Consider the following 21660-nt stretch of genomic DNA (forward strand, 5'->3'; position numbering starts at 1 on the left):
AAAGCCTGTCGGGTTTGTTATTTGATAAAAAAGCAGATTCTCTTTTTCTTAAATCCATTGATTGCATTTTTTAATCTAAACTGGACTGAAGTCCAGCTCTACAATATAATTTGTTCCTTCGGAACTGAAAGAGAGCTTTAGCTCGGCCCATGTTGTAGGGCCGGACTTCAGTCCGGTTTGTGGTTGAAAGTATAAAGCACAAAAAATAAACCCGACAGATTTTTAAAATCTGCCGGGTTTGTTATTTAAAACGCATTTCAATTTTCGATTAATTTAAACTGAAAACTGAGACCGAAATCTGAAAAACTATTATTTATGCATGTGCTGCATTTCGTAAATAAAAGTATCTCCATCAACTTTTTTGTCTACTAGCGACAATGCTTTTGCAATAATATAATCAACGTTGCTTGGAGTAAATCCTAAAGCAACACTTATTTTCTTTAATAATACTTCTTGCTTGTCTTCAAGTTGGTGGTCAACATGTACCATTCGGGTTAAATCGTATAAGCGCTCCAAACGTTGAACATAAGAATACGGCGGGTTGATAGGATATTTTAACGGATCACTTAAGATTTCCTCGTACTCAGACTCTGTAATTTCTAAACGTGAAGCTAATTTGTCTAAAAATTGTTTTTCCTCTGGATACACAACTCCGTCTGCTAATGCTACACGAACGATAGCTGAAAAGTGCCCCTTGTTTCTTTGTTTGAATTCGCTATCAAATAATTCTGAAAATGACATAATTATAAAGTTTTATTAACACAAATATAAATCTTATTTTAATTTAACGATTTTAAATTTCTCATAAAATTTAACGTAACTTTCTGCGTTGTTTTAAAGATGGACTTCACGAAATTTTCAAAATAAGTCGTAAGTTTACATCCCCTAATCATTTAATAGAAACAACCCCATGTCAGAATTTTGGATTTATTTTCAGATAGGATTAAAACACGTTTTAGATATCCATGCCTACGATCACGTTCTTTTTTTAATCGCACTAACGATTCCTTATACATTTAAAGACTGGAAACGAATTTTGCTCTTGGTTTCTGTTTTTACAATCGGCCATACCGTAGCATTAATTCTTTCTGTTTTCGGAATAATTGCAGTAAAGGTAAATCTTGTTGAATTCCTAATTCCAATTACGATTTTAATAACCGCCTTATATCATTTGTTTACGGCTGGAAAAGCTACCAAAAATGAAGGTGTAAATTTGGTTTTCATTGTTGCATTGTTTTTTGGACTAATTCACGGACTTGGATTTTCAAATTATTTTAAAACAATTTTAGGTGGTACGGCAACTTCAAAATTATTACCTTTAGGGGAATTTGCTTTAGGAATTGAAGCAGCACAATTAGTTGTGGTTTTTGTAGCTTTGATATTATCATATATAGTGCAAACTGTATTTCGTTTTTCAAAACGCGATTGGGCACTTGTAATGTCGGCTTTTATTGTTGGAGTTGTGATTCCAATGATTATTGAAAGCCCAATTTGGAACAGATAAAATAAATGGAGATAAAAAAATTAAACAAATACGATAAAGCTTATTTGAGAATTGCAAAAGAATGGAGTTTGCTTTCGTACTGCAAACGCAAGCAAGTAGGTGCCATTATCGTAAAAGACCGAATGATTATTTCTGATGGCTATAACGGAACGCCGTCTGGATTTGAAAATTGTTGCGAAGATGAAGAAGGTTTGACCCGTTGGGATGTTCTTCATGCCGAAGCAAATGCAATTTTAAAAGTAGCTCGGTCAACGCAATCTTGCGAAGGTGCGACATTGTATATTACGCTTTCGCCTTGCAAAGAATGCAGTAAATTGATACACCAATCCGGAATAAAAAGAGTGGTGTACAAAGATGGATATCGTGATGATTCTGGAATTCAATTTTTAATAAAAGCAGGTATTGAAGTCGAACATATTCCTGTTTTAGAAGAGTAAATGAAATTTAATTCTAAATATTTGCCAATTGTTATCGGAGCGACTTTTGCTCTTGGAACCGTGCTTGGAAGCTTGATGAATGCTCCCGCAGATGATCAGCTTTTGGCTAAAAATTACTCTAAAACCAAACTCAACAAACTGATCGATTTCATTAATAATGAATATGTCGACAGTATCAATACAGATTCGATTGTAAATCTTACAGTTGATAATATTCTTTCCAAATTAGATCCGCATTCGGTTTATATTCCGCCAAGCGAACAAGCCGAAGTTGCCGAAAGCATGAAAGGTGATTTTGTTGGGATCGGAATTAATTTTTATATGTATAAAGATTCCGTTGCGATTATAAAACCAATTGAAAACGGACCTTCAGCGAAAGCGGGAATTAAATCGGGAGATCGCATTTTATTTGCTGGAAAAACGAAATTATTTGGAAGAAAATTGCCTTCAGACAGTTTGTTTTCGAAATTAAAAGGACTTCAAGGTTCAGAAATTGAATTGACAGTTTTTAGAAAATCGGAACAAAAGAAACTGAAATTTAAAGTTCGTCGAGATGTTATTCCGATAAAAAGTGTCGATGCTTCTATTTTACTCGGAAACAATACGGGTTACATCAAAATCAATCGATTTGCCGAAACAACTTATAAAGAATTTAAAACCGGCTTAACAAGATTGAAACAAAGCGGCATCCAATCACTTGTAATTGACCTTCGTGACAACGGAGGAGGTTATATGGAAGAAGCTGTGGCAATTGCCGATGAATTTTTGAAAGACAAGCAATTGATTGTTTTTACAAAAAATAAAAACGGTGAAACCGAAAAAACGTACGCTACCAAAGCTGGAAGTTTTGAAACAGGAAAAGTATATGTTTTAATAAATGAAAATAGCGCTTCTGCAAGTGAAATTTTAGCTGGAGCTATTCAAGATAATGATCGTGGAATTATTGTTGGACGTCGTTCTTTTGGGAAAGGTTTGGTACAGCGTGAAATGGATTTTAATGATGGATCAGCGGTAAGATTGACTGTGGCGCGTTATTACACACCAACAGGAAGATCGATTCAAAAGCCTTATAAAAAAGGAAACGAAGAATATTTTAAAGAATCAGAATCTCGAATTAAATCGGGAGAGCTTTATGCAAAAGATAGTATTAAAGTAGCAGATTCTTTAAAATTCAAAACTCCAAAAGGAAAAATCGTTTATGGCGGAGGAGGAATCGTTCCTGATGTTTTTGTTCCGATGGAAGCAGAGCACGGAAATGAAAACGTCGCGTATTTGCTTCAAACAGGAATTGTAGGCCATTTTGTTTTTGAAGAATTGGATAAAAACCGAAATGCATTTGCCGGACTGAATTTTGCCACGTTTTTAGACGAAATGAAAAACTCAGATGTTTATTTCAAAAAGTTTAAAAAATACGTCGCAATAACAGGTTTGGATTTGAAATTGGATAAAACTAAAACTTTGGTAAACCGCTATATTACTGCAGAATTTGCAAGACAATTGTTTGGCGAAATATATTACTACAATGTTGTTTTGAAAGATGATGCAATGATCAAATCGGTTTTGAATCCAAAGAAACAATCCTGAAATTTTTAAAATATGAAAACAGAAGCCGTTGTAAATGCTGAAATCGAACTTTTGACTGCAATAAAAAATGCTGATGTTTCAACCTTAGAAAAAATGCTGCACGACGATTTGCTTTTCAGTTTACCCGATGGAAATACAATCACAAAAAACTTTGATTTAGATTCTTATCGTTCGGGAAAAATGCAAGTAGAATCATTGGAAGCTTCAGATCAAATTATTAATATAATTGGTGATACGGCTGTGGTTGCTGTTACAGTTTCGTTAAGAGGAGTTTATGATAATACTCCAATAAATGGTGTTTTGAAATATATCAGAGTTTGGAAACGGTTTGATGAAGGGTTAAAAGTTATCGCCGGAAGCTGTGTTCCATTGGCATAAATTTTGGTTTAAAATAATATTAATTTAAAGCAAAACTTGCCGAGCATAGAATTTGTTTTAGCGTAATTTGCAATCAAAATATAAAATATGAAAAATTTAAAGAAGATTGGTTTCCTTTTATTGTTGGTGACTTTTATGATTTCTTGTGCTGGTGCAAAGGATGCAACAAGAACAGTTTCAGGGAAAGTGGAATCAATTGAAGGCGGAAAAGACGGTTACACGGCAAAAATCAACACAGCTCAAAAAGAAGTGTATTTTGCTACTATCAGTATTGTAAATGTGGGCGGACCGCAAAACTACAAACAAGTAAAAATTGGTGATCAAGTTTCAGTAAAAGGAGAATTCTGGAAAAACGAAGATGAAAACCATATCAAAGTTACGCAGATTATTTCGGTGAAATAAAATATTTTTAAAACGATTTACTAATTTGCATCGATATATCGGTGCATTTTTTTTGAACTAAAACAGACAGAATTTGAAATCAATAAATACTTTTTTCCTGATTATCATAATTGGTATTGTCGCTTTTTTTAGTTTTTTTTGGATAGGAAGTTATGAGGATAAATTAGAGTTAAATAAAGAACTTCCTTTTTCGTTTATTTTTCGATTTCTCGTATTATTAATGATTGGTATAATAGGAATCGGATTTCTTCTGCTCTTTAATTATTTAATAAAAAAGTTGATTTTTAAAGGGATCAATGTTTCGGACTTAAAGAAATTGGCAATTAATGGTGTGGTTGCGGTGGGAATCGTTGCTTTAATTGGAACCATACTATTTTTTTTTCTAAAAAATATTATCGAATGCTGTCATGCGCATGTGTCTGTACGCCATTATTCCATAAAGTAAGAATATCTGTAGCAACAGCGGCACCGCTTCCGGCAGCAATGGCCAATTGACTTCTCCAGCCCGCTAAAGTTCCAATTACATAAATTCCGTCAGCAACTTTGTGATCTTCGTTTTTCAGCTGAATACGCTGTTTTTCTGGAAGCGCTTTTTTGTGTGGTTCAACAAACTGCATCAAACCTTCAATGTCAAAAGTATTAGCGGAGCCAATTCCAACAACAATATTTTTTGTCTGATATGCATTTTTATTGGTTACGACAGTGAATTTTGGATAATCGCCTTCAATGCGAATTACCTTTTCATTAGGAATCTGATTAATATGAGGGTAAGTCGTTGCTAAATCCTGTGTGCTTTCTGTAAGCAGTTCAGAACCTAATTTGCCTGGCGTAATGCCATAAGCATTGTAGAAGATTGCCTCTTGTAACGAAGAATTCTTTTGATGTGTAAAAATTCCGATTTTTTTATCGGTAACAAAAGCTTTGTTTTTTGCAGAGCCTAAGACCAAAGCACAAGACATGCCCGATACGCCTCCACCAATAATAAGAACATCAAACATGTTATCTGTTTTCATTCATTTTTTCTTCAATTCTTTTTGATATTCTAAAAATCAAAAGAATCAATACGGCGCAGAAAGAAGCTGCGATTCCAATAAAAGCTACCATACTGTCACCCTGAAATGGGTTTTTAAAGTCTAATAGCGTAATATTAAAAACAATTAAAGCCAATGCCAAAAGCACTAATATTGAAGTAAAAATTTTCATATGGTTGTTTTTGTTTGTCTAAAACATAAAAGTGAACTTTAAGTGAAAAAAGTCTTAAAGTTATATTTTTAGAGATTTTATGGGGTAAATGTATAAAAATAAATTTTAGACAAACAAACCTTTAACATTAGCGGCGAATAATTTAACAGCAATTGCTAAAAGTATGACGCCAAATGTCTTGCGAACCACTCCAAGTCCGTTTTCTCCTAATAAATTTTCTATTTTTTTTGAAGATTTTAAAACAATGTAAACCAGGACGATATTTAATAAAATCGCAATCACAATATTGATTGTATGAAATTGAGAACGAAGTGAAAGCAAAGTCGTCATTGTACCAGCTCCCGCAATTAAAGGAAATGCCAAAGGTACAATAGATGCGGATCCTGGTTCTTCGTCACGATAAATTCGGATTCCTAAAATCATTTCTAATGCCAAAAAGAATAATACAAAAGAACCGGCAACTGCAAAAGAGTTTACATCAATGCCGATGAGGTTAAGGACCCCTTCTCCAACAAATAAAAAAACGATCATTATAAGGCCGGCAACGATAGACGCTTTTTCGGAATCGATGTGGCCAACTTTTGCTCTTAAATTAACAATAATAGGAATGGAGCCTACAATGTCAATTACAGCAAAAAGTACCATTCCAACGGTAACAATTTCTTTAAAGTTGATTTCTAACATATTGTTCTGATTTTAAGCGATTAATAATTTGCGGCAAAAGTAGGTAATAAAGTTAGTTGATTTTTTGATACGCTGTATTTTTGTTATAAAAACATTGTTTTGATGTGTAAAATGTGATATTTGTAACAGTATTAAGTTTAATTTATTGATTTAAAGAAAAAAGAGCGGTTTGCTTTTGAACTTGATTTATTCTGTTTTTTTGGCTGCAAAGATTTGATGAAATCAAACGTTAAATGTTTTAACTTGTTGAAAATCAATTGTTAAATTTGTTTATGGTTTAAAGTTAATGATTATGAAAAAGATGATGTTTGTTTTAGTCTTCTTGTGTTTGTTGTTTTCATTCAATACTACACAAGCCCAAATCTGGCAGCAAATTAAAAAAGCAGCGCAGCAAAAAAATCAAAATAATAGCGGAACTGCTGATCAGAATGTAAGTATGGAAAATGCTGTTTTGAATTATGGTAAAAATAAGGTTGATCCTTCGGCAGTTCCAGATTCTTATTCTTTCAGTTGGAAATATGTAATGGAAATTAAAACCGATGAAGGCAAGGCTATGAATGCAAATTATTTTCTGGAACCAAATGCTCCTTATTTTGCAATGAACATCGATCAAGGGAAAGGTCAAAACATGATGATGATTATGGATTCAAAAAATAATATTACAGTGACAGGTTTTGGTGATGGCAAAGATAAAATGGCGACAGCTTCAAAAATGCCAGACTATTCGGGAATGGCAAAAAAAGAAGGTGAAAAGTCAAAATACACAATTAAGACATTGCCTAATAAAACTTTTTTAGGGTACAATTGCAAAGGAATTCAAATGACAAACGACGAACATGATATTATTTGTTATTACACGAGTGAGGCAAAAGTGAGTTTTGGAGATATGTTCAAAAATCAGAAAGGTTGGAAAATGCCCGAAGGATTGTCGGATTATTTCAAACCTGACGACCGTACCTTATTAATGGATATGACCATGAAAGATTTAAAAAGCCGTAAAGTGACTACCATGAAGTGTGTTAGTTTGGAGAAAAGTGCCTATGCATTCAATAAATCGGATTACAAGTTCATGTAAAAAGAGAATATTCTGTTAATTTTTTTGTTGCGGAGATCTAATATGTCATGGTGGTTTTTATTTCCTGAATCTTTAATTACCTTTGCAAAATGTTTCAATTAGGAAAAACCATAGTATCAGAGGATATCCTCGAAAAAGAATTTGTTTGTAATTTATCAGCTTGCAAAGGGGCTTGTTGTGTCGATGGAGATGCCGGCGCGCCTTTGAATGAAGCTGAAACTAAAATATTGGAAGAAATTTATCCAAAAGTCAAGCCTTTTTTAAGAAAAGAAGGAATTGCCGCTATTGAAGCGCAAGGAACTTGGGTAAAAGGAACCGACGGCGATCTTGAAACGCCGCTTATTGACAATAAAGATTGCGCTTACGTAATTTTTGATGGAAAAACTGCACTTTGCGGCATCGAACAAGCATACAATCAAGGAATTGTTGATTGGAAAAAACCTGTTTCTTGCCATTTGTATCCAATCCGTGTAAAAGACTTTACTGAATTTGCTGCTGTTAATTACGATAAATGGGATATTTGTGATGACGCTTGCTCGTTGGGTAAAGAATTAGAAGTTCCAGTTTACAAATTCGTAAAAGAAGCATTGATTCGCCGCTTTGGTGAAGATTGGTATTTGGAGCTTGAAAAAGTTGCCGAAGAACTTAAAAATTCTTAATAAATCTGCGGTCATCCGCTGTACTTGAGATTGCTCAAGTTTTAGTTGAAAAAGCAAAGCTTGAGCATCAAAAAAAAACTTTTAAAAACAATTAAAAAATCTTGCTTTTTATTTCAAAAAGTCTATATTTTACAGCCCTTCGAGATGTAAAATAAGGTTTTAAAATGTTCATTTACAATTAATTAATTATTGTCTGAAAAGTTTGCTGCTTTTGGTGTGTTGTTAAAAACTACGCCCGATTGTGAATAAGTTTGACTTTTATTTTTGGCAACAATTAACAATCTTTGTAGTGTACTGAAAAAGCAAAATTTTGGTATAAAAATTAAACAAAATTGTCATGTCGCAAATAGAGCCAATCTTACAAGAAAATAAAAATCGTTTCGTTATTTTTCCTATCAAACATCATGATATTTGGGAATGGTATAAAAAAATGGAAGCTAGTTTCTGGACTGCTGAAGAAATCGATTTGCACCAAGACTTGACAGACTGGAATAATAAACTTAATGATGACGAAAGATATTTCATTAAGCATATTTTAGCATTCTTTGCGGCTTCTGACGGAATCGTAAATGAAAATCTTGCTGAGAACTTTGTAAACGAAGTTCAATATGCTGAAGCTAAATTTTTCTATGGTTTCCAGATCATGATGGAAAACATTCACAGTGAGACATATTCTTTATTAATTGATACTTACGTTAAAGACGAAGCAGAAAAAACAGAATTGTTTAATGCTTTAGAAGTGTTCCCTGCAATTGCTAAAAAAGGAGAATGGGCTTTAAAATGGATTGAATCTGATTCGTTTGCAGAAAGACTTATTGCTTTTGCTGCGGTTGAAGGAATCTTTTTCTCAGGAGCTTTCTGTTCAATTTATTGGTTGAAAAAACGTGGTTTGATGCCAGGTTTGACTTTCTCTAATGAATTGATTTCTCGTGACGAAGGTGTACATTGTGATTTTGCAGTTCATTTGCATAATCACCACTTGGTTAACAAAGTTCCAAAAGAAAGAATTAAAGAAATCATTGTTGATGCCTTAGATATCGAAAGACAATTTGTTACAGAATCTCTTCCGGTTAGTTTAATTGGTATGAACGCTACTTTAATGACGCAATATTTAGAATTTGTTGCTGATAGATTATTAGTAGAATTAGGTTGCGAGCGTGTGTATGGATCAGCGAATCCGTTTGATTTCATGGACATGATTTCTCTTCAAGGAAAAACCAATTTCTTTGAAAAACGTGTTGCAGAGTATCAAAAATCTGGTGTGATGAATACTGATAGTGATGCTCAGAAAATTTCATTTGATGCAGATTTTTAGACAACAAGAATACTTTTAGCATTTACTTCTTCAAGAAACGCTGAAAAAAGATTAACAGAATATTTTAAGGTTGAATCTCTTTCCCAAATCGAAGATTCAATAGCAATTTTTGACGTATTTAAGTTCGATTTCCGAATTTGAAACGGGTAACTATTGAGAATTTGACAATTCTCTAAAATTAATTTTAAAACACGCAATGTTTAAGTGCTGGAGTTCGTTCTCTATGTACTTTCATTTTTTCAATAACTATAAATAGTAAGCTTATGTATGTAGTAAAAAGAGATGGCCACAGAGAGCCAGTAATGTTTGATAAGATTACAGAAAGAATCAAAAAATTGTGTTACGGCTTGAATGAGCTTGTAGATCCAGTAAAGGTAGCCATGAGAGTTATCGAAGGATTGTATGATGGGGTTTCTACTTCTGAACTAGATAATCTTGCGGCAGAAACGGCGGCTTCTATGACTATTGCGCATCCAGACTATGCTCAATTGGCAGCGCGTGTGGCAATTTCGAATCTACATTCAAATACTAAAAAATCTTTCTCTGAAACGATGAAAGATATGTACAATTACGTAAATCCAAGAAACGGACAAGATGCGCCGTTAATTGCAGATGACGTGTACAAAGTAATTCAGGAAAATGCTGCTTTTTTAGATTCTCATATTATTTATACAAGAGATTTTAATTACGATTACTTTGGTTTCAAAACTTTAGAACGTTCTTATCTTCTTAAAATAAACGGAAAAATCGTGGAGCGTCCGCAGCACATGTTAATGCGTGTTTCTGTGGGTATTCACTTAGACGATTTAAAATCGGTTATTGAAACTTACGATTTAATGTCTAAAAAGTTCTTTACGCATGCAACGCCAACGTTGTTCAATGCAGGAACTCCAAAACCGCAAATGTCTTCTTGTTTCCTTTTGGCTATGCAGGATGATAGTATTGATGGTATTTACGATACATTAAAACAAACAGCGAAAATCTCGCAATCTGCGGGAGGAATCGGACTTTCTATTCATAATGTTCGTGCAACAGGATCTTACATTCGCGGTACAAACGGAACTTCAAACGGAATTGTTCCGATGTTGAGAGTTTTCAACGATACAGCTCGTTATGTAGATCAAGGTGGAGGAAAACGTAAAGGTAGTTTTGCGATTTATATTGAAACTTGGCATGCTGATATCTTTGAATTCTTGGATTTAAAGAAAAATACAGGAAAAGAAGAAATGCGTGCGAGAGATTTATTTTTCGCAATGTGGACTTCAGATTTGTTCATGAAACGTGTTCAGGAAGATTCAACTTGGACTTTAATGTGTCCTAACGAATGTCCAGGTTTATATGATGTTTACGGAGATGAATTCGAAGCGTTATATACAGATTATGAATTTAGAGGAAAAGGAAGAAAAACAATCCGTGCTCGTGAATTATGGGAGAAGATCCTGGAATCTCAAATCGAAACCGGAACACCATATATGTTGTACAAAGATGCAGCAAACCGTAAATCGAACCACAAGAATTTAGGAACTATCCGTTCTTCTAACTTGTGTACAGAGATTATGGAGTTTACTTCTAAAGATGAAATCGCAGTTTGTAACTTGGCTTCTATTTCGTTGCCAATGTTCATCGAAAACGGAAAATTTGATCACGAAGCGCTTTACAACGTTACAAAACGTGTAACTCGTAACTTGAACAAAGTAATCGACAGAAACTATTACCCAGTAAAAGAAGCCGAAAACTCTAACATGCGCCACCGTCCAGTTGGTTTAGGTGTGCAAGGTTTGGCAGATGCTTTCATTATGTTGCGTATGCCGTTTACAAGCGACGAAGCAAAAGCTTTGAACCAAGAAATTTTCGAAACATTATACTTCGCTGCTGTAACCGCTTCTATGGAAATGGCAAAAGAAGAAGGGCCATATTCAACTTTCGAAGGTTCTCCAATGTCACAAGGAGAATTCCAGCACAATATGTGGGGAATGAAAGATGAAGAATTATCAGGCCGTTGGGACTGGGCTTCATTAAGAAAAGAAGTTATGGAACATGGAGTTCGTAACTCTTTATTAGTTGCGCCAATGCCAACTGCGTCGACTTCTCAAATCTTAGGAAACAATGAAGCTTTCGAACCATATACTTCAAATATTTACACGCGTCGTGTATTGTCTGGAGAGTTTATCGTAGTAAACAAACATTTACTTGAAGACTTAGTAAAACTAGGTTTATGGAACGAGTCATTGAAACAAGAAATTATGCGTCATAACGGATCTGTTCAAAATATTGATATTATTCCGCAAGACTTGAAAGATCTTTACAAAACAGTTTGGGAAATGTCGATGAAAGATATTATCGATATGTCTCGTCAAAGAGGATATTTTATTGACCAGTCTCAGTCGTTAAACTTGTTCATGCAGGATGCAAACTATTCTAAATTGACTTCAATGCACTTCTACGCTTGGCAATCTGGTTTAAAAACAGGAATGTACTACCTAAGAACAAAAGCGGCTGTAGATGCGATTAAATTCACATTAAACAACGATAAAAAAGAAGAGACAGCACCATCTTTAGTTCAGGAAACTGAAGCAATCAGCGTTGAGGATTACAAAGCGATGCTTTTAAAAGCACAAGCGGCAGATCCTGAAGATTGTGAAATGTGTGGGTCTTAATGATTTTAGATTGTAGATCTGAGATTTTAGATTTTAAATTGATATATGAAAGCAGTTATTGTAATGATAGCTGCTTTTTTTGTTTATTTGTTAGTAATCTAATTGTATCAGTTTTATGTATAAGACTTTAATCTTAATTTTATTTTTGATTAATTCTGCCTCTGCTCAGAAGAGAGATATTGTTTATAGAATTGCTTATGATTCTTATCCTGCAATTGGTTATTCGTATGATGTTAGTGTTTTGTATTTACGAGATGATAATACTTATAAATGTTTGTTTCAGAAGTATAATTCAAGAAGAATGGCAAGAAAGAATATTTTAAGAAGCTCTACTGATGAATATGGTAAATGGAAGATGTATGGTGATACATTATTACTTTATGATAATGAGAGGCATCCAATGAAATTCTTTAAAGTAGATGATAAAAGAATAGCTTTTATATTTGATAATGTTGACAGATCTAAATATTATTGGAAAAAGGTAAAATATTAATGTTCGAATGGATTTAAAAGTTATTCAGTGTAAAAATGAATATTATGAGTTAGCTCAAGAATATTTAAAAAAAATGGATATTCTTGACTTTAATACTAACGAAATCATTTCAAAATCAATCTCAATTTTAGTAGATCATGATTTTATTCCAACTCCATGCATTGAAATCAAACTAGAGCTTCTCGAAAATCAAAAAAAGACCGCGAATTATTTTCTATATCTAAATGAAAATAAAGAATTCATAGACGAATTTTTATATTAAAAAGGTTAACTTTTTTTTGTAAAACATAGCCCGTGGTTGAAACCACGAGCTATGTTTGATTATGATTATCAAATGTTGCGTAAACAATATCCCGAAAAATTCCCCGTTTTAATTATTACCAAAGACTTTTTCAAAACTTAGTACCTCAGAATCTTAGCATCTTTTAAAATTAAACCTTTAAAAGAAAGTCGAGTCATATAGTAATAATTTCTGAACAATGAAAAAAAGCAGTCTTTGGTCCTTACGATTAGGTTTTTCAGGAAAACAAACTTCGAAAATTGAAAAACTCGGCTTAGAAAAATTTCTAAAGCAATCTTATAATTCGAAATTTGACACAACACTTCCAGACTTTCTGCATGATCAGCCTAAAACAACTTTAGAGTTGAAACAAGTTCGTGAAATAATCAAAACTTCAGATCCCGAAACCAAAAAGGAAATTCAGAAAAAAGAAAATCTAGCCACTGCCGAATTCAAAAAATGGTGGATTGCCAAAATGCGCACGGATGAATTTCCGCTTCGCGAAAACATGGTTTGTTTTTGGCACAATCATTTTGTTTCCACTTCTCAAAAAGTAAAAATCAATTATTGGATTTATCAGCACAACATGATTTTGCGCGAAAATGCTTTTGGCAATTTTAAAGAATTAACCAAGCAGATTCTAAAATCGAATGCAATGGTTCGATATCTCGATAATGGCGATAATAAAAAAGGAAAAGTAAACGAAAATTTAAGCCGTGAATTACTTGAACTCTTCACAATCGGAATCGGAAATTATACCGAAAATGATATTAAAAACGGTGCAAAAGCTTTGGCTGGACTTAATATTGGTGATGAAGGTGCCGTTTACAGAAAAAATATCGAAGATAACAGCGATAAAATCTATTTCGGAAAAACAGGAAACTGGAAAGCAGATGATTTGGTGGATATTATTTTCGAACAAAAAAACATTCCGTATCTCATCACCCGAAAAATTCTGAAATGGTTTATTTATGATAACCCGCCAGAAGATTTAGTAGCGTATTACAGCGATTATTTCCGAAAAGAAAAGTTTGAAATACAGCCTTTGCTGACTAAGATTTTTACTGAAGAATTCAAAAAAGAAAATGCAGGAAATAAGATAAAAGATCCGTTGGTTTATATTTTACAGCTTTGTGACGAATTGAAGATAGAAAATGTGAATGATGCTGCAATTATGGCATTTTTAAAACAGCAGGGAATGGATTTATACAATCAGACCAATGTAAAAGGATGGGATGGCGGAAATTCCTGGCTTACTTCACAAATTTATCTGCAAAGAAACAATACAGCCGATTTATTATGCAGTGGCAAAAGCCTAAATAGAAGAGTTTTGAAAATGATGATGAACGGAGTTGAAAAAGAAAAATCGGAATATGAAAAAGTTACGGTAAAAGTCAGTTTTGATTCAGATGGAAATAACAAAACTATTATTTCCGAATTATCAGACCGATTATTGTTTAATGTCAGCTATTCGGCTCAAAAAGACATGGAGAATCTTTTGAAATACGATTTTGATCCCAAAGATCCGCACGCTGATTTTGCTGTGGTCAGACTTTTCAACTACATCACCAAACTTCCCGAATATCAATTAATCTAAAAAGCAGTAATCATGAACAGAAGAAATTTTCTAACATTGACAGGAACTTTCACAGGTGGATTGCTTGTGCTTCCTGATTTTTTACACGCTTTTGGTTCTCAGAACAATTTGGTTGTGGGAGAACAATGTGTTGTTTTTGTACAGCTGAATGGAGGAAATGACGGTTTAAATACTTTTATTCCGTACGACGACCCTTTGTATTATGATTTGCGAACAAAGATTGCTTTAAATAAAGATATTGTTGTTGGAAAAAATAGAGGAATGGCATTTCATCCTTCATTGAAAGATTTTGCCCAAATGCAACAAAATGGAGATTTGACTGTAATTCAGAATGTAGGTTATCCAGAACCAATTCGGTCGCATTTTAGAAGTCAGGAAATTTGGCAAACGGCAACTGATTCTAATAAGTATATAAATGAAGGCTGGCTCGGAAGATATTTAGATCTTCAGTGCAACGGTCATCAGGCAACGGCGGGTATAAATTTAGATTCCATTGATAATCTCGCTTTAAAAGGAGTCGAACCCAATTTTATAACGGTAAAAGATCCAAACCGATTTAAAGTAAAATCAAAAGAAGAAGATACAACGTTATCTAATAATCCGCATTTGGATTTTGTTCGAAAAATAGCCAATTCGGTTACAGAAGGTTCAGATGAAATTCAGAAAGCTTTGGCAAAATCAAAAACAGAAATCAGTTATCCCAAAACCGAATTATCTAAAAACTTAGAATGGATTGCGAGACTGATAAAAGGAAACTTAAATTCAAAAGTATATTATACGTCTCTTAACGGATTTGATACGCATGATAATCAGCTTGCGATTCATGAAAGAAAATTGACCGATTTAAACGATTCGCTGTTCAGTTTTTATTCCGATTTAAAACAATCACAATTATTGCAAAACGTCACAGTGGTAGTTTTCTCAGAATTCGGAAGACGTGTAAAAGACAACGGAAACGGAACCGATCACGGAACAGCTGCGCCAATGTTCATTATTGGAGGAAATAATAAAGGCACTATTTTAGGAAACAATCCAAATTTAGCAGATCTAGATAATGGCGATTTAAAATATGAAATCGATTTCAGGAGTGTTTATGCTTCTTTATTAAAAGAAAAAATGAATTTCGATTATACTAAAATTGGGATTATGAATAAACCAGTTTCGGGATTGTTTACATAAGTTTTGAGTGTATCCCCAATCCTGTCATTCCGAGGAACGAGGAATCTCCACGGAGTAATTCCGTAAAGTATATCTCCAATCTTTGTAGAGCTACTTTCGGAGATTCCTCGTTCCTCGGAATGACAAGAGGTAAGAAAAACATGGCTTTAATTCGAGAAATTGAATCAAATAACCACAACGATTTGCGCTAATTCGTGAATTCGTGGCGAAAAAATCTTAGAATCTTAGAATCTCAGCACCTTAGAACCTCAGAATCTCATTTTAATATTCTCATTTTAAGCCGATTTTTTTATATTATCATACAAAACCTGCTAAATTTGTTAAGAAATCCTTTTTTGTTTCATAAAATGCAATCTTTTTTTTGGCGCACTAAAAATAATTTATACATTCGCAAAGATTTTAAAACAAAACACAAACAAAATGGCAAGTAACCGTTTTTATTTTAGCAACAATTTTTATTTCTTCTTTAGTAGAAGTCAGGATTGTGCTATGGTTATTTGAGATAAAATTTAAGACAAATAAAACTAATATACAATCCTGATGCAAATCAGGATTTTTTTTTGACTATATGACAACGAAAATTGCAATACAAGGTATTAAAGGATCATTTCATCATCAGGTTGTAAAAGAGTATTTCTCTGAAAATGTGGATATTGATGAATGTTTGTCTTTTGAAGAATTGATCGACAGCCTTATTGCCGGAAAATCTGATCAGGCCGTAATGGCGATCGAAAATTCAATTGCAGGGCCAATTATTCCAAATTATGCATTGATTGACAAAAACAATCTGCACATAATTGGGGAGCATTATTTAAACATTCAACAGAATTTAATGGCTTTAAAAGGTCAGAAAATTGAAGACATAAAAGAAGTTCATTCGCACCCAATGGCACTTTTGCAGTGTATGGATTTCTTGAAACAATATCCAAATATCAAATTGGTTGAGGATAAAGATACGGCTGAAACAGCAAGAAGAATTCAGGAAAAACAATTGACTGGAATTGCAGCAATTGCGAGTGAAACGGCAGCTGAAATGTACGATCTTGATATTATTGCATCATCGATTCAAACGATCAAAAACAATATGACGCGTTTCGTAATCATCAAAAAGCAAAATTCATTTTTGCCAGAAAGCGAAATCAACAGAGCCTCTGTAAAATTTGAATTGGATCATAAAAGAGGAAGCTTAGCAGCGGTTTTAAATGTAATGAGTGACTGCAAACTGAATTTGACAAAAATCCAGTCGCTTCCAAAAATCGAAACGCCTTGGAAATACTCATTCTTCGTAGATGTAACATTTGAAAAATACGAAGATTACGCAAAAGCAAAATCGCTTTTAAATATAATGGCAGAATATTTTAAGGTATTAGGAGAATATCGAAATACAAAACCTTTAAGTGAGTCTTAAAGTTGGAAAGTCGAAAGTCTTAAAGTCAAAAAAAATAAATTAAAGAGTTTAAAAGAGCCTAAAGCCTAAAGCTTACGGCCTAAAGCAATAAAAAAAATGATTACAACAGCAAAACGATTAGACACAGTTGAAGAATACTACTTCTCATCAAAACTAAGAGAAGTTCGTCAGTTGATGTCTGAAGGAAAATCGATCATCAATATGGGAATTGGAAGCCCTGATTTGAGTCCGTCAAAAGCAGTAATTGAAGCAGTCGCTGCGGCAATTCAAGACGAAAACGGGCATGGTTATCAAAGCTATCAGGGATTGCCAGAAATGAGACAAGCGATGGCAGATTTTTATCGTGATCAGTTTGGTGTTGAAGTGAATCCGAATAATGAGATTTTACCTCTTATGGGTTCGAAAGAAGGAATTATGCACATTTCGTTGGCATTTTTAAATGAAGGCGATCATGTTTTGATTCCGAATCCAGGTTATCCAACTTATACTTCGGTAACCAATTTGGTTCAGGCAGTTCCGGTTTATTATGACTTGAAAGAAGAAAATGGCTGGGAACCGGATTTTGAAGCTCTTGAAAAACTGGATCTTTCGAAAGTGAAAATTATGTGGTTGGGTTATCCACACATGCCAACAGGAGCTAGAGGAAGTTTAGCGTTATTTGAAAAATTGGTTGCTTTTGCTAAAAAACACAATATATTATTGATCAATGACAATCCCTATAGTTTTGTTTTGAATGATAATCCAATGAGTTTGTTGCAGGTTGAAGGCGCGAAAGACGTGGCTTTAGAATTAAACTCTTTAAGTAAAACTTTCAACATGGCAGGCTGGAGAGTCGGAATGGTTTTAGGAAATCCTGAAATTATTGATGCAGTTCTAAAAGTAAAAAGCAATATGGACAGCGGAATGTATTACGGAATTCAAAAAGGTGCAATTGCTGCGTTAAAATGTGATAAATCTTGGTTTGAAGACCAAAACAAAATTTACAGACGCCGTAGAGAATTAACGGAGAAATTAGCTGAAAAGCTAAACTGTAAAGTGTATAAAGAAGGAGTTGGGCTTTTTGTTTGGGCCAAACTTCCCGAAGGAATCAAGTCAGCAGAGAAGTTCATTGACGAAATATTATATGAGAAACATATTTTCATCACGCCGGGAACTATTTTCGGAAGCAACGGCGAAGGATATATCAGATTCTCATTGTGTGTGAAAGAAGAAAAAGTACAAGAAGCGATAGATCGATTTTAGATTTTAGAATGCAGATTTTAGATTTCAGATTTTGCGAACCTTGCGTAAATCCTTTGCGGTAAATAAGGTTGGAATTTGGAATTTTAAAATTGGAAATTAAAAAGATAGTATGAAAGTATACGTAATAGGAATAGGATTAATAGGCGGTTCGATGGTGTTGGACATCAAAGAGAAGCATCCGAATGCGACTATTTTCGGAATTGATAATAACGAAAAACATTTGCAGGAAGCAATTGATCTTGGCGTTATTGATGAAGTAGGAAGCTTCGAAGATTTACAAAAAGCAGATTTTGTAATCGTTTCAGTTCCGGTAGATGTGGCGTTGACAGTTTTGCCTAAAGTTCTGGATGCAGTTGGAGATAAAACAATTGTTTTTGAGGTTGGTTCAACCAAAAAGCCAATTTGCGATGTAGTAGCAAATCATCCGAAAAGAAGAAATTTTATCGCTACACACCCAATTGCGGGAACGGAGTTTTCAGGACCTTCGGCGGCGATAAAAGGTTTGTTTAACGGAAAAACAAATATTATTTGCGAAGTGGAAAAAACCACTTTTAAATTGCAGGAAAAGGCATTGCAACTTTTCAGCGAGATCGGAATGAGGATTCGATATATGGATCCGACTTCTCACGATAAACACATTGCTTATGTTTCGCATTTATCGCACATTAGTTCGTTTATGCTCGGGAAAACGGTAATGAACAAAGAAAAAGACGAACAGGATATTTTTGATATGGCGGGAAGTGGATTTGAAAGTACCGTTCGTTTAGCCAAAAGTTCACCGGCAATGTGGACGCCAATTTTTAAGCAGAATAAAGAACACGTTCTAGAAACATTAGAAGAATATATCTCAAATCTCAGTCGGTTTAGGGATTTGTTAAAAGAAGAAGATTACAACGCCATTTTTGAAGAAATGGAAAGCACAAATAAAATTAAAGAAATACTAAACGGATTAACAACAACTAAAAAGTAAAATTAGAATTAAGATGGAAAATAAGAAAGAAATGAGAAAGTGGTTAGAGGATTTCAATTTAAATCACCCACTTGTGATAGCTGGACCTTGTAGTGCAGAAACTGAAGATCAGGTTTTGAAAATTGCTCACGAATTAAAAGATTCAAAAGTAAGCGTTTTCAGAGCTGGAATCTGGAAACCAAGAACGCGTCCGGGAGGATTTGAGGGTGTTGGTGAAATCGGATTAAAATGGTTGCAAAAAGCTAAAGCTGAAACTGGTTTATTAATGGGTACTGAAGTGGCAACTGCAGCGCACTGTAAACTAGCTTTAGAACACGATATTGACGTATTATGGGTGGGAGCACGTACAACGGCTAACCCTTTCGCAGTTCAAGAAATTGCAGATACTTTAAAAGGTACTGATAAAATTGTTTTGGTTAAAAATCCAGTAAACCCAGATTTAGCTTTATGGTTAGGTGGTGTTGAGCGTTTACACATGGCTGGAATTGAGAAATTAGGTGTTATCCACAGAGGTTTCTCTACTTACGAAAAAACGAAATACAGAAACATTCCAGAATGGCAGATTGCTATCGAATTGCAAAATAAATTCCCTGATTTACCATTAATCATAGATCCATCTCACATTACAGGAAATCGCAATATGATTTTCGAAGTAACTCAAGAGGCTTTAGATTTGAACTACGATGGTATGATTATCGAAACGCACATCGATCCAGACAATGCTTGGTCTGATGCTGCGCAGCAAGTTACTCCAGACGTTTTGAAACAAATCATCAAAGATTTGACGATCAGAAAAACGGATGATACTACAGACGAGTACAGCCAAAAAATGAAAAAACTAAGAGCTAACATCGACGTTTTGGATGCTAACTTATTAGAATTGTTAGGAAAACGTATGAAAGTAGCTGACGAAATTGGTCAAGTGAAAAAAGATGCAAACGTTGCGATTCTTCAAAACAACCGTTGGAACGAAATCTTAGGAAAAATGATTTTAGAAGGTGAGAAAAAAGGACTTACTGAAGAATTCGTTTTGAGAATGTTCAAAGCAATTCACCAAGAAAGTATTGGACACCAAGAGAAAATTTTCAACGCATAATTTTCTTCAAAATATAATAGTGATATAAGATAATTTTAGTTTTCCTTGAAAACTGTTCTTGAGTTTTATTATATCACGAATTTAAAAGTAGATTGTTTTTTTTATATTAAATCCCCAGTGCTTTCAGGCTTTGGGGATTTTTTTGTGCTAATTTCAAATAGAAAATAAATCTGTTGATCTGCAAAATCTGCGAGAAAATTTTCGCCCGCAGATTTTACAGATTAAGCAGATAAAAACAGATCGTTTTAATATTAAATCTCTATTGCTTTCAGGCTCTGGAGATTTTTTTTGTACTAATTTCAGATAGAAAATAAATCTGCTGATCTGCAAAATCTGCGAGAAAAATTAATCACTCACAGATTTACATTGCACACTAAGATGATTACGATTTAAGAGCTCTTATGTTATACTGATTAATTCAAATCGAATGCAGTATGTTTGATGTACTTTCTATCATAAGTATATAAAACATGTATTTTTTTATCGGTAGTCTGAATGATTGCCGGGTAGCTGAATTCGCCTTTTTCCTGTTTTTCCAGATCAAATAATTTTTTCCAGTTCAGACCATCTTTTGAATATTCTACGTCCAAAATAGTTCTTCCGTTAAACCAGTCTTTTCCTTGCGGTAATGGATTATTTACTAATAAAAAAAGGTTTTTATTTATGGTTAAAGCATCTATCCCTGAATTAGAATTAACCACATTGATGGTATTGGTTCTAATCCAGCTTTTTCCGTTATCTCCAGACCAGCTAGAAACTATTTTATTGTGTTTGCTTCGGGATAACATCTGAATATCCGTTGCACTATGAATTAAAAATGTCGGTTGAATGACATTAAAGTTCTGATTGTTTTCTACGGCTATTTTCTTCCAAGAATCTGTTGCTTCTGTATATTCTTCAACATGAATTCTCCATTCGTCAGTATTAACACTTTCGGTACTGCTCCCACATAAAATTACGCCTGGAGTAGTTTCGATTGGTTTATTACGAATTGGCCCGTAAATTCCTTCTGGAAGATATTTTGGTTCTCCCCAAGTTGTTCCCTTATCTTTGGAAACAATCATAGCTCCAAACCATTCTCTCGGGTTTTTTCCTACTTTGTAAAATAAATACAAATTCTGGCTTTTAGCTTTAAAAAGAACCGGATTCCAGCAAGGCAGTGTATCTGCACCTTTTATTAAGGGCTGAATCAATTCTTTTGGCGCCGACCATTTTTTATCTTTATAAGCTGAAATATAAATTCCGACATCTTTAGCTCCTTCATATTTTCCTCCAAACCAAGCTGCTAAAATCTCATTTGGTTTGTATTCCACTAAAGTTGATGCGTGGCTGGCTTTCGTTACGGGTGGATCTGCAATATAACTGCTTTCTATATTAATTGCTTTTGTCTGTGCTTTCAATCCGTTGGAAATAAGAAAGATTGCCAATAAAGCAGTTATGGCAGATTTTGTTTTTGATGTCATTTTATTCTTTTTTTTCAGATGTTAAATGATGGAT

22 protein-coding genes are annotated in these 21660 nt (G+C 33.9%); 17 read left to right on the forward strand and 5 right to left on the reverse strand.

Going from position 1 to position 21660, the window contains the following annotated elements; translation table 11 throughout:
* Window positions 1–309: 309 nt before the first annotated feature.
* A complete protein-coding gene (locus EYY60_RS01035; RefSeq protein ID WP_132987559.1) occupies window positions 310–741 on the reverse strand; it encodes a TerB family tellurite resistance protein in 432 nt (143 codons plus the stop codon).
* Window positions 742–910: 169 nt separating this feature from the next.
* On the opposite strand from EYY60_RS01035, the gene EYY60_RS01040 reads away from it, so the two are divergent.
* The 5 genes from EYY60_RS01040 (at window position 911) to EYY60_RS01060 (ending at window position 4305) form a co-directional block, all read left to right on the forward strand.
* Window positions 911–1504, forward strand: coding sequence for a HupE/UreJ family protein (locus tag EYY60_RS01040; RefSeq protein WP_132987560.1), 594 nt, complete (start codon window positions 911–913; stop codon window positions 1502–1504).
* Window positions 1505–1509: 5 nt separating this feature from the next.
* A complete protein-coding gene (locus tag EYY60_RS01045) occupies window positions 1510–1941 on the forward strand; it encodes a deoxycytidylate deaminase (protein WP_132987561.1) in 432 nt (143 codons plus the stop codon).
* Window positions 1942–3525, forward strand: a complete 1584-nt coding sequence (locus EYY60_RS01050) for a S41 family peptidase (RefSeq protein WP_132987562.1) — start codon at window positions 1942–1944, stop codon at window positions 3523–3525.
* 12 nt (window positions 3526–3537) lie between these two features.
* On the forward strand, window positions 3538–3903 hold the full coding sequence (locus tag EYY60_RS01055) for a nuclear transport factor 2 family protein (RefSeq protein ID WP_132987563.1): 366 nt from the start codon (window positions 3538–3540) through the stop codon (window positions 3901–3903).
* 87 nt (window positions 3904–3990) lie between these two features.
* A complete protein-coding gene (locus EYY60_RS01060; RefSeq protein WP_132987564.1) occupies window positions 3991–4305 on the forward strand; it encodes a hypothetical protein in 315 nt (104 codons plus the stop codon).
* 392 nt (window positions 4306–4697) lie between these two features.
* Here EYY60_RS01060 and EYY60_RS01065 read toward each other — a convergent pair whose 3' ends face one another.
* From EYY60_RS01065 to EYY60_RS01075, 3 genes are all read right to left on the reverse strand, one after another.
* Window positions 4698–5303 (reverse strand): FAD-dependent oxidoreductase, encoded by a 606-nt coding sequence (locus tag EYY60_RS01065; RefSeq protein ID WP_132987607.1) that lies wholly within the window; start codon window positions 5301–5303, stop codon window positions 4698–4700.
* A gap of 1 nt (window position 5304) precedes the next feature.
* Window positions 5305–5508 (reverse strand): hypothetical protein, encoded by a 204-nt coding sequence (locus EYY60_RS01070; RefSeq protein WP_132987565.1) that lies wholly within the window; start codon window positions 5506–5508, stop codon window positions 5305–5307.
* A gap of 105 nt (window positions 5509–5613) precedes the next feature.
* Window positions 5614–6192, reverse strand: coding sequence for a MarC family protein (locus EYY60_RS01075; RefSeq protein WP_132987566.1), 579 nt, complete (start codon window positions 6190–6192; stop codon window positions 5614–5616).
* A 292-nt stretch (window positions 6193–6484) separates the two neighbouring features.
* On the opposite strand from EYY60_RS01075, the gene EYY60_RS01080 reads away from it, so the two are divergent.
* The 12 genes from EYY60_RS01080 (at window position 6485) to EYY60_RS01135 (ending at window position 20163) form a co-directional block, all read left to right on the forward strand.
* The gene (locus EYY60_RS01080) at window positions 6485–7267 is read left to right on the forward strand and encodes a DUF4412 domain-containing protein (protein WP_162847830.1); all 783 of its coding nucleotides are present in this window, start codon (window positions 6485–6487) and stop codon (window positions 7265–7267) included.
* A gap of 89 nt (window positions 7268–7356) precedes the next feature.
* Complete coding sequence (locus tag EYY60_RS01085) at window positions 7357–7926, forward strand: DUF3109 family protein (RefSeq protein ID WP_026728413.1); 570 nt, start codon at window positions 7357–7359, stop codon at window positions 7924–7926.
* Window positions 7927–8263: 337 nt separating this feature from the next.
* Complete coding sequence (locus EYY60_RS01090) at window positions 8264–9241, forward strand: ribonucleotide-diphosphate reductase subunit beta (RefSeq protein WP_111287426.1); 978 nt, start codon at window positions 8264–8266, stop codon at window positions 9239–9241.
* A gap of 263 nt (window positions 9242–9504) precedes the next feature.
* On the forward strand, window positions 9505–11898 hold the full coding sequence (locus EYY60_RS01095) for a ribonucleoside-diphosphate reductase subunit alpha (RefSeq protein ID WP_132987568.1): 2394 nt from the start codon (window positions 9505–9507) through the stop codon (window positions 11896–11898).
* Between the two features lie 115 nt (window positions 11899–12013).
* Window positions 12014–12391: a hypothetical protein gene (locus EYY60_RS01100; RefSeq protein WP_132987569.1), complete on the forward strand. Its 378-nt coding sequence runs from the start codon at window positions 12014–12016 to the stop codon at window positions 12389–12391.
* Between the two features lie 7 nt (window positions 12392–12398).
* Entirely contained in the window at window positions 12399–12653 is a 255-nt protein-coding gene (locus EYY60_RS01105) for a hypothetical protein (protein ID WP_132987570.1), read from the forward strand.
* Window positions 12654–12870: 217 nt separating this feature from the next.
* Entirely contained in the window at window positions 12871–14268 is a 1398-nt protein-coding gene (locus tag EYY60_RS01110) for a DUF1800 domain-containing protein (RefSeq protein WP_132987571.1), read from the forward strand.
* Window positions 14269–14280: 12 nt separating this feature from the next.
* Window positions 14281–15447 carry a DUF1501 domain-containing protein gene (locus tag EYY60_RS01115; protein WP_132987572.1) on the forward strand — a complete coding sequence of 389 codons (1167 nt, stop codon included), beginning with the start codon at window positions 14281–14283 and terminating at the stop codon, window positions 15445–15447.
* 568 nt (window positions 15448–16015) lie between these two features.
* On the forward strand, window positions 16016–16855 hold the full coding sequence (locus tag EYY60_RS01120; protein WP_132987573.1) for a prephenate dehydratase: 840 nt from the start codon (window positions 16016–16018) through the stop codon (window positions 16853–16855).
* A gap of 96 nt (window positions 16856–16951) precedes the next feature.
* The gene (locus tag EYY60_RS01125) at window positions 16952–18097 is read left to right on the forward strand and encodes a pyridoxal phosphate-dependent aminotransferase (RefSeq protein ID WP_132987574.1); all 1146 of its coding nucleotides are present in this window, start codon (window positions 16952–16954) and stop codon (window positions 18095–18097) included.
* A gap of 109 nt (window positions 18098–18206) precedes the next feature.
* Complete coding sequence (locus EYY60_RS01130; RefSeq protein ID WP_132987575.1) at window positions 18207–19067, forward strand: prephenate dehydrogenase; 861 nt, start codon at window positions 18207–18209, stop codon at window positions 19065–19067.
* Between the two features lie 13 nt (window positions 19068–19080).
* The gene (locus EYY60_RS01135; RefSeq protein WP_132987576.1) at window positions 19081–20163 is read left to right on the forward strand and encodes a bifunctional 3-deoxy-7-phosphoheptulonate synthase/chorismate mutase type II; all 1083 of its coding nucleotides are present in this window, start codon (window positions 19081–19083) and stop codon (window positions 20161–20163) included.
* A 413-nt stretch (window positions 20164–20576) separates the two neighbouring features.
* On the opposite strand, the gene EYY60_RS01140 is transcribed toward EYY60_RS01135, so the two are convergent.
* Window positions 20577–21626, reverse strand: a complete 1050-nt coding sequence (locus EYY60_RS01140; RefSeq protein ID WP_132987577.1) for a sialidase family protein — start codon at window positions 21624–21626, stop codon at window positions 20577–20579.
* Window positions 21627–21660: the final 34 nt, after the last annotated feature.

Source organism: Flavobacterium zhairuonense, from assembly GCF_004352915.1.
Taxonomy (GTDB): domain Bacteria; phylum Bacteroidota; class Bacteroidia; order Flavobacteriales; family Flavobacteriaceae; genus Flavobacterium; species Flavobacterium zhairuonense.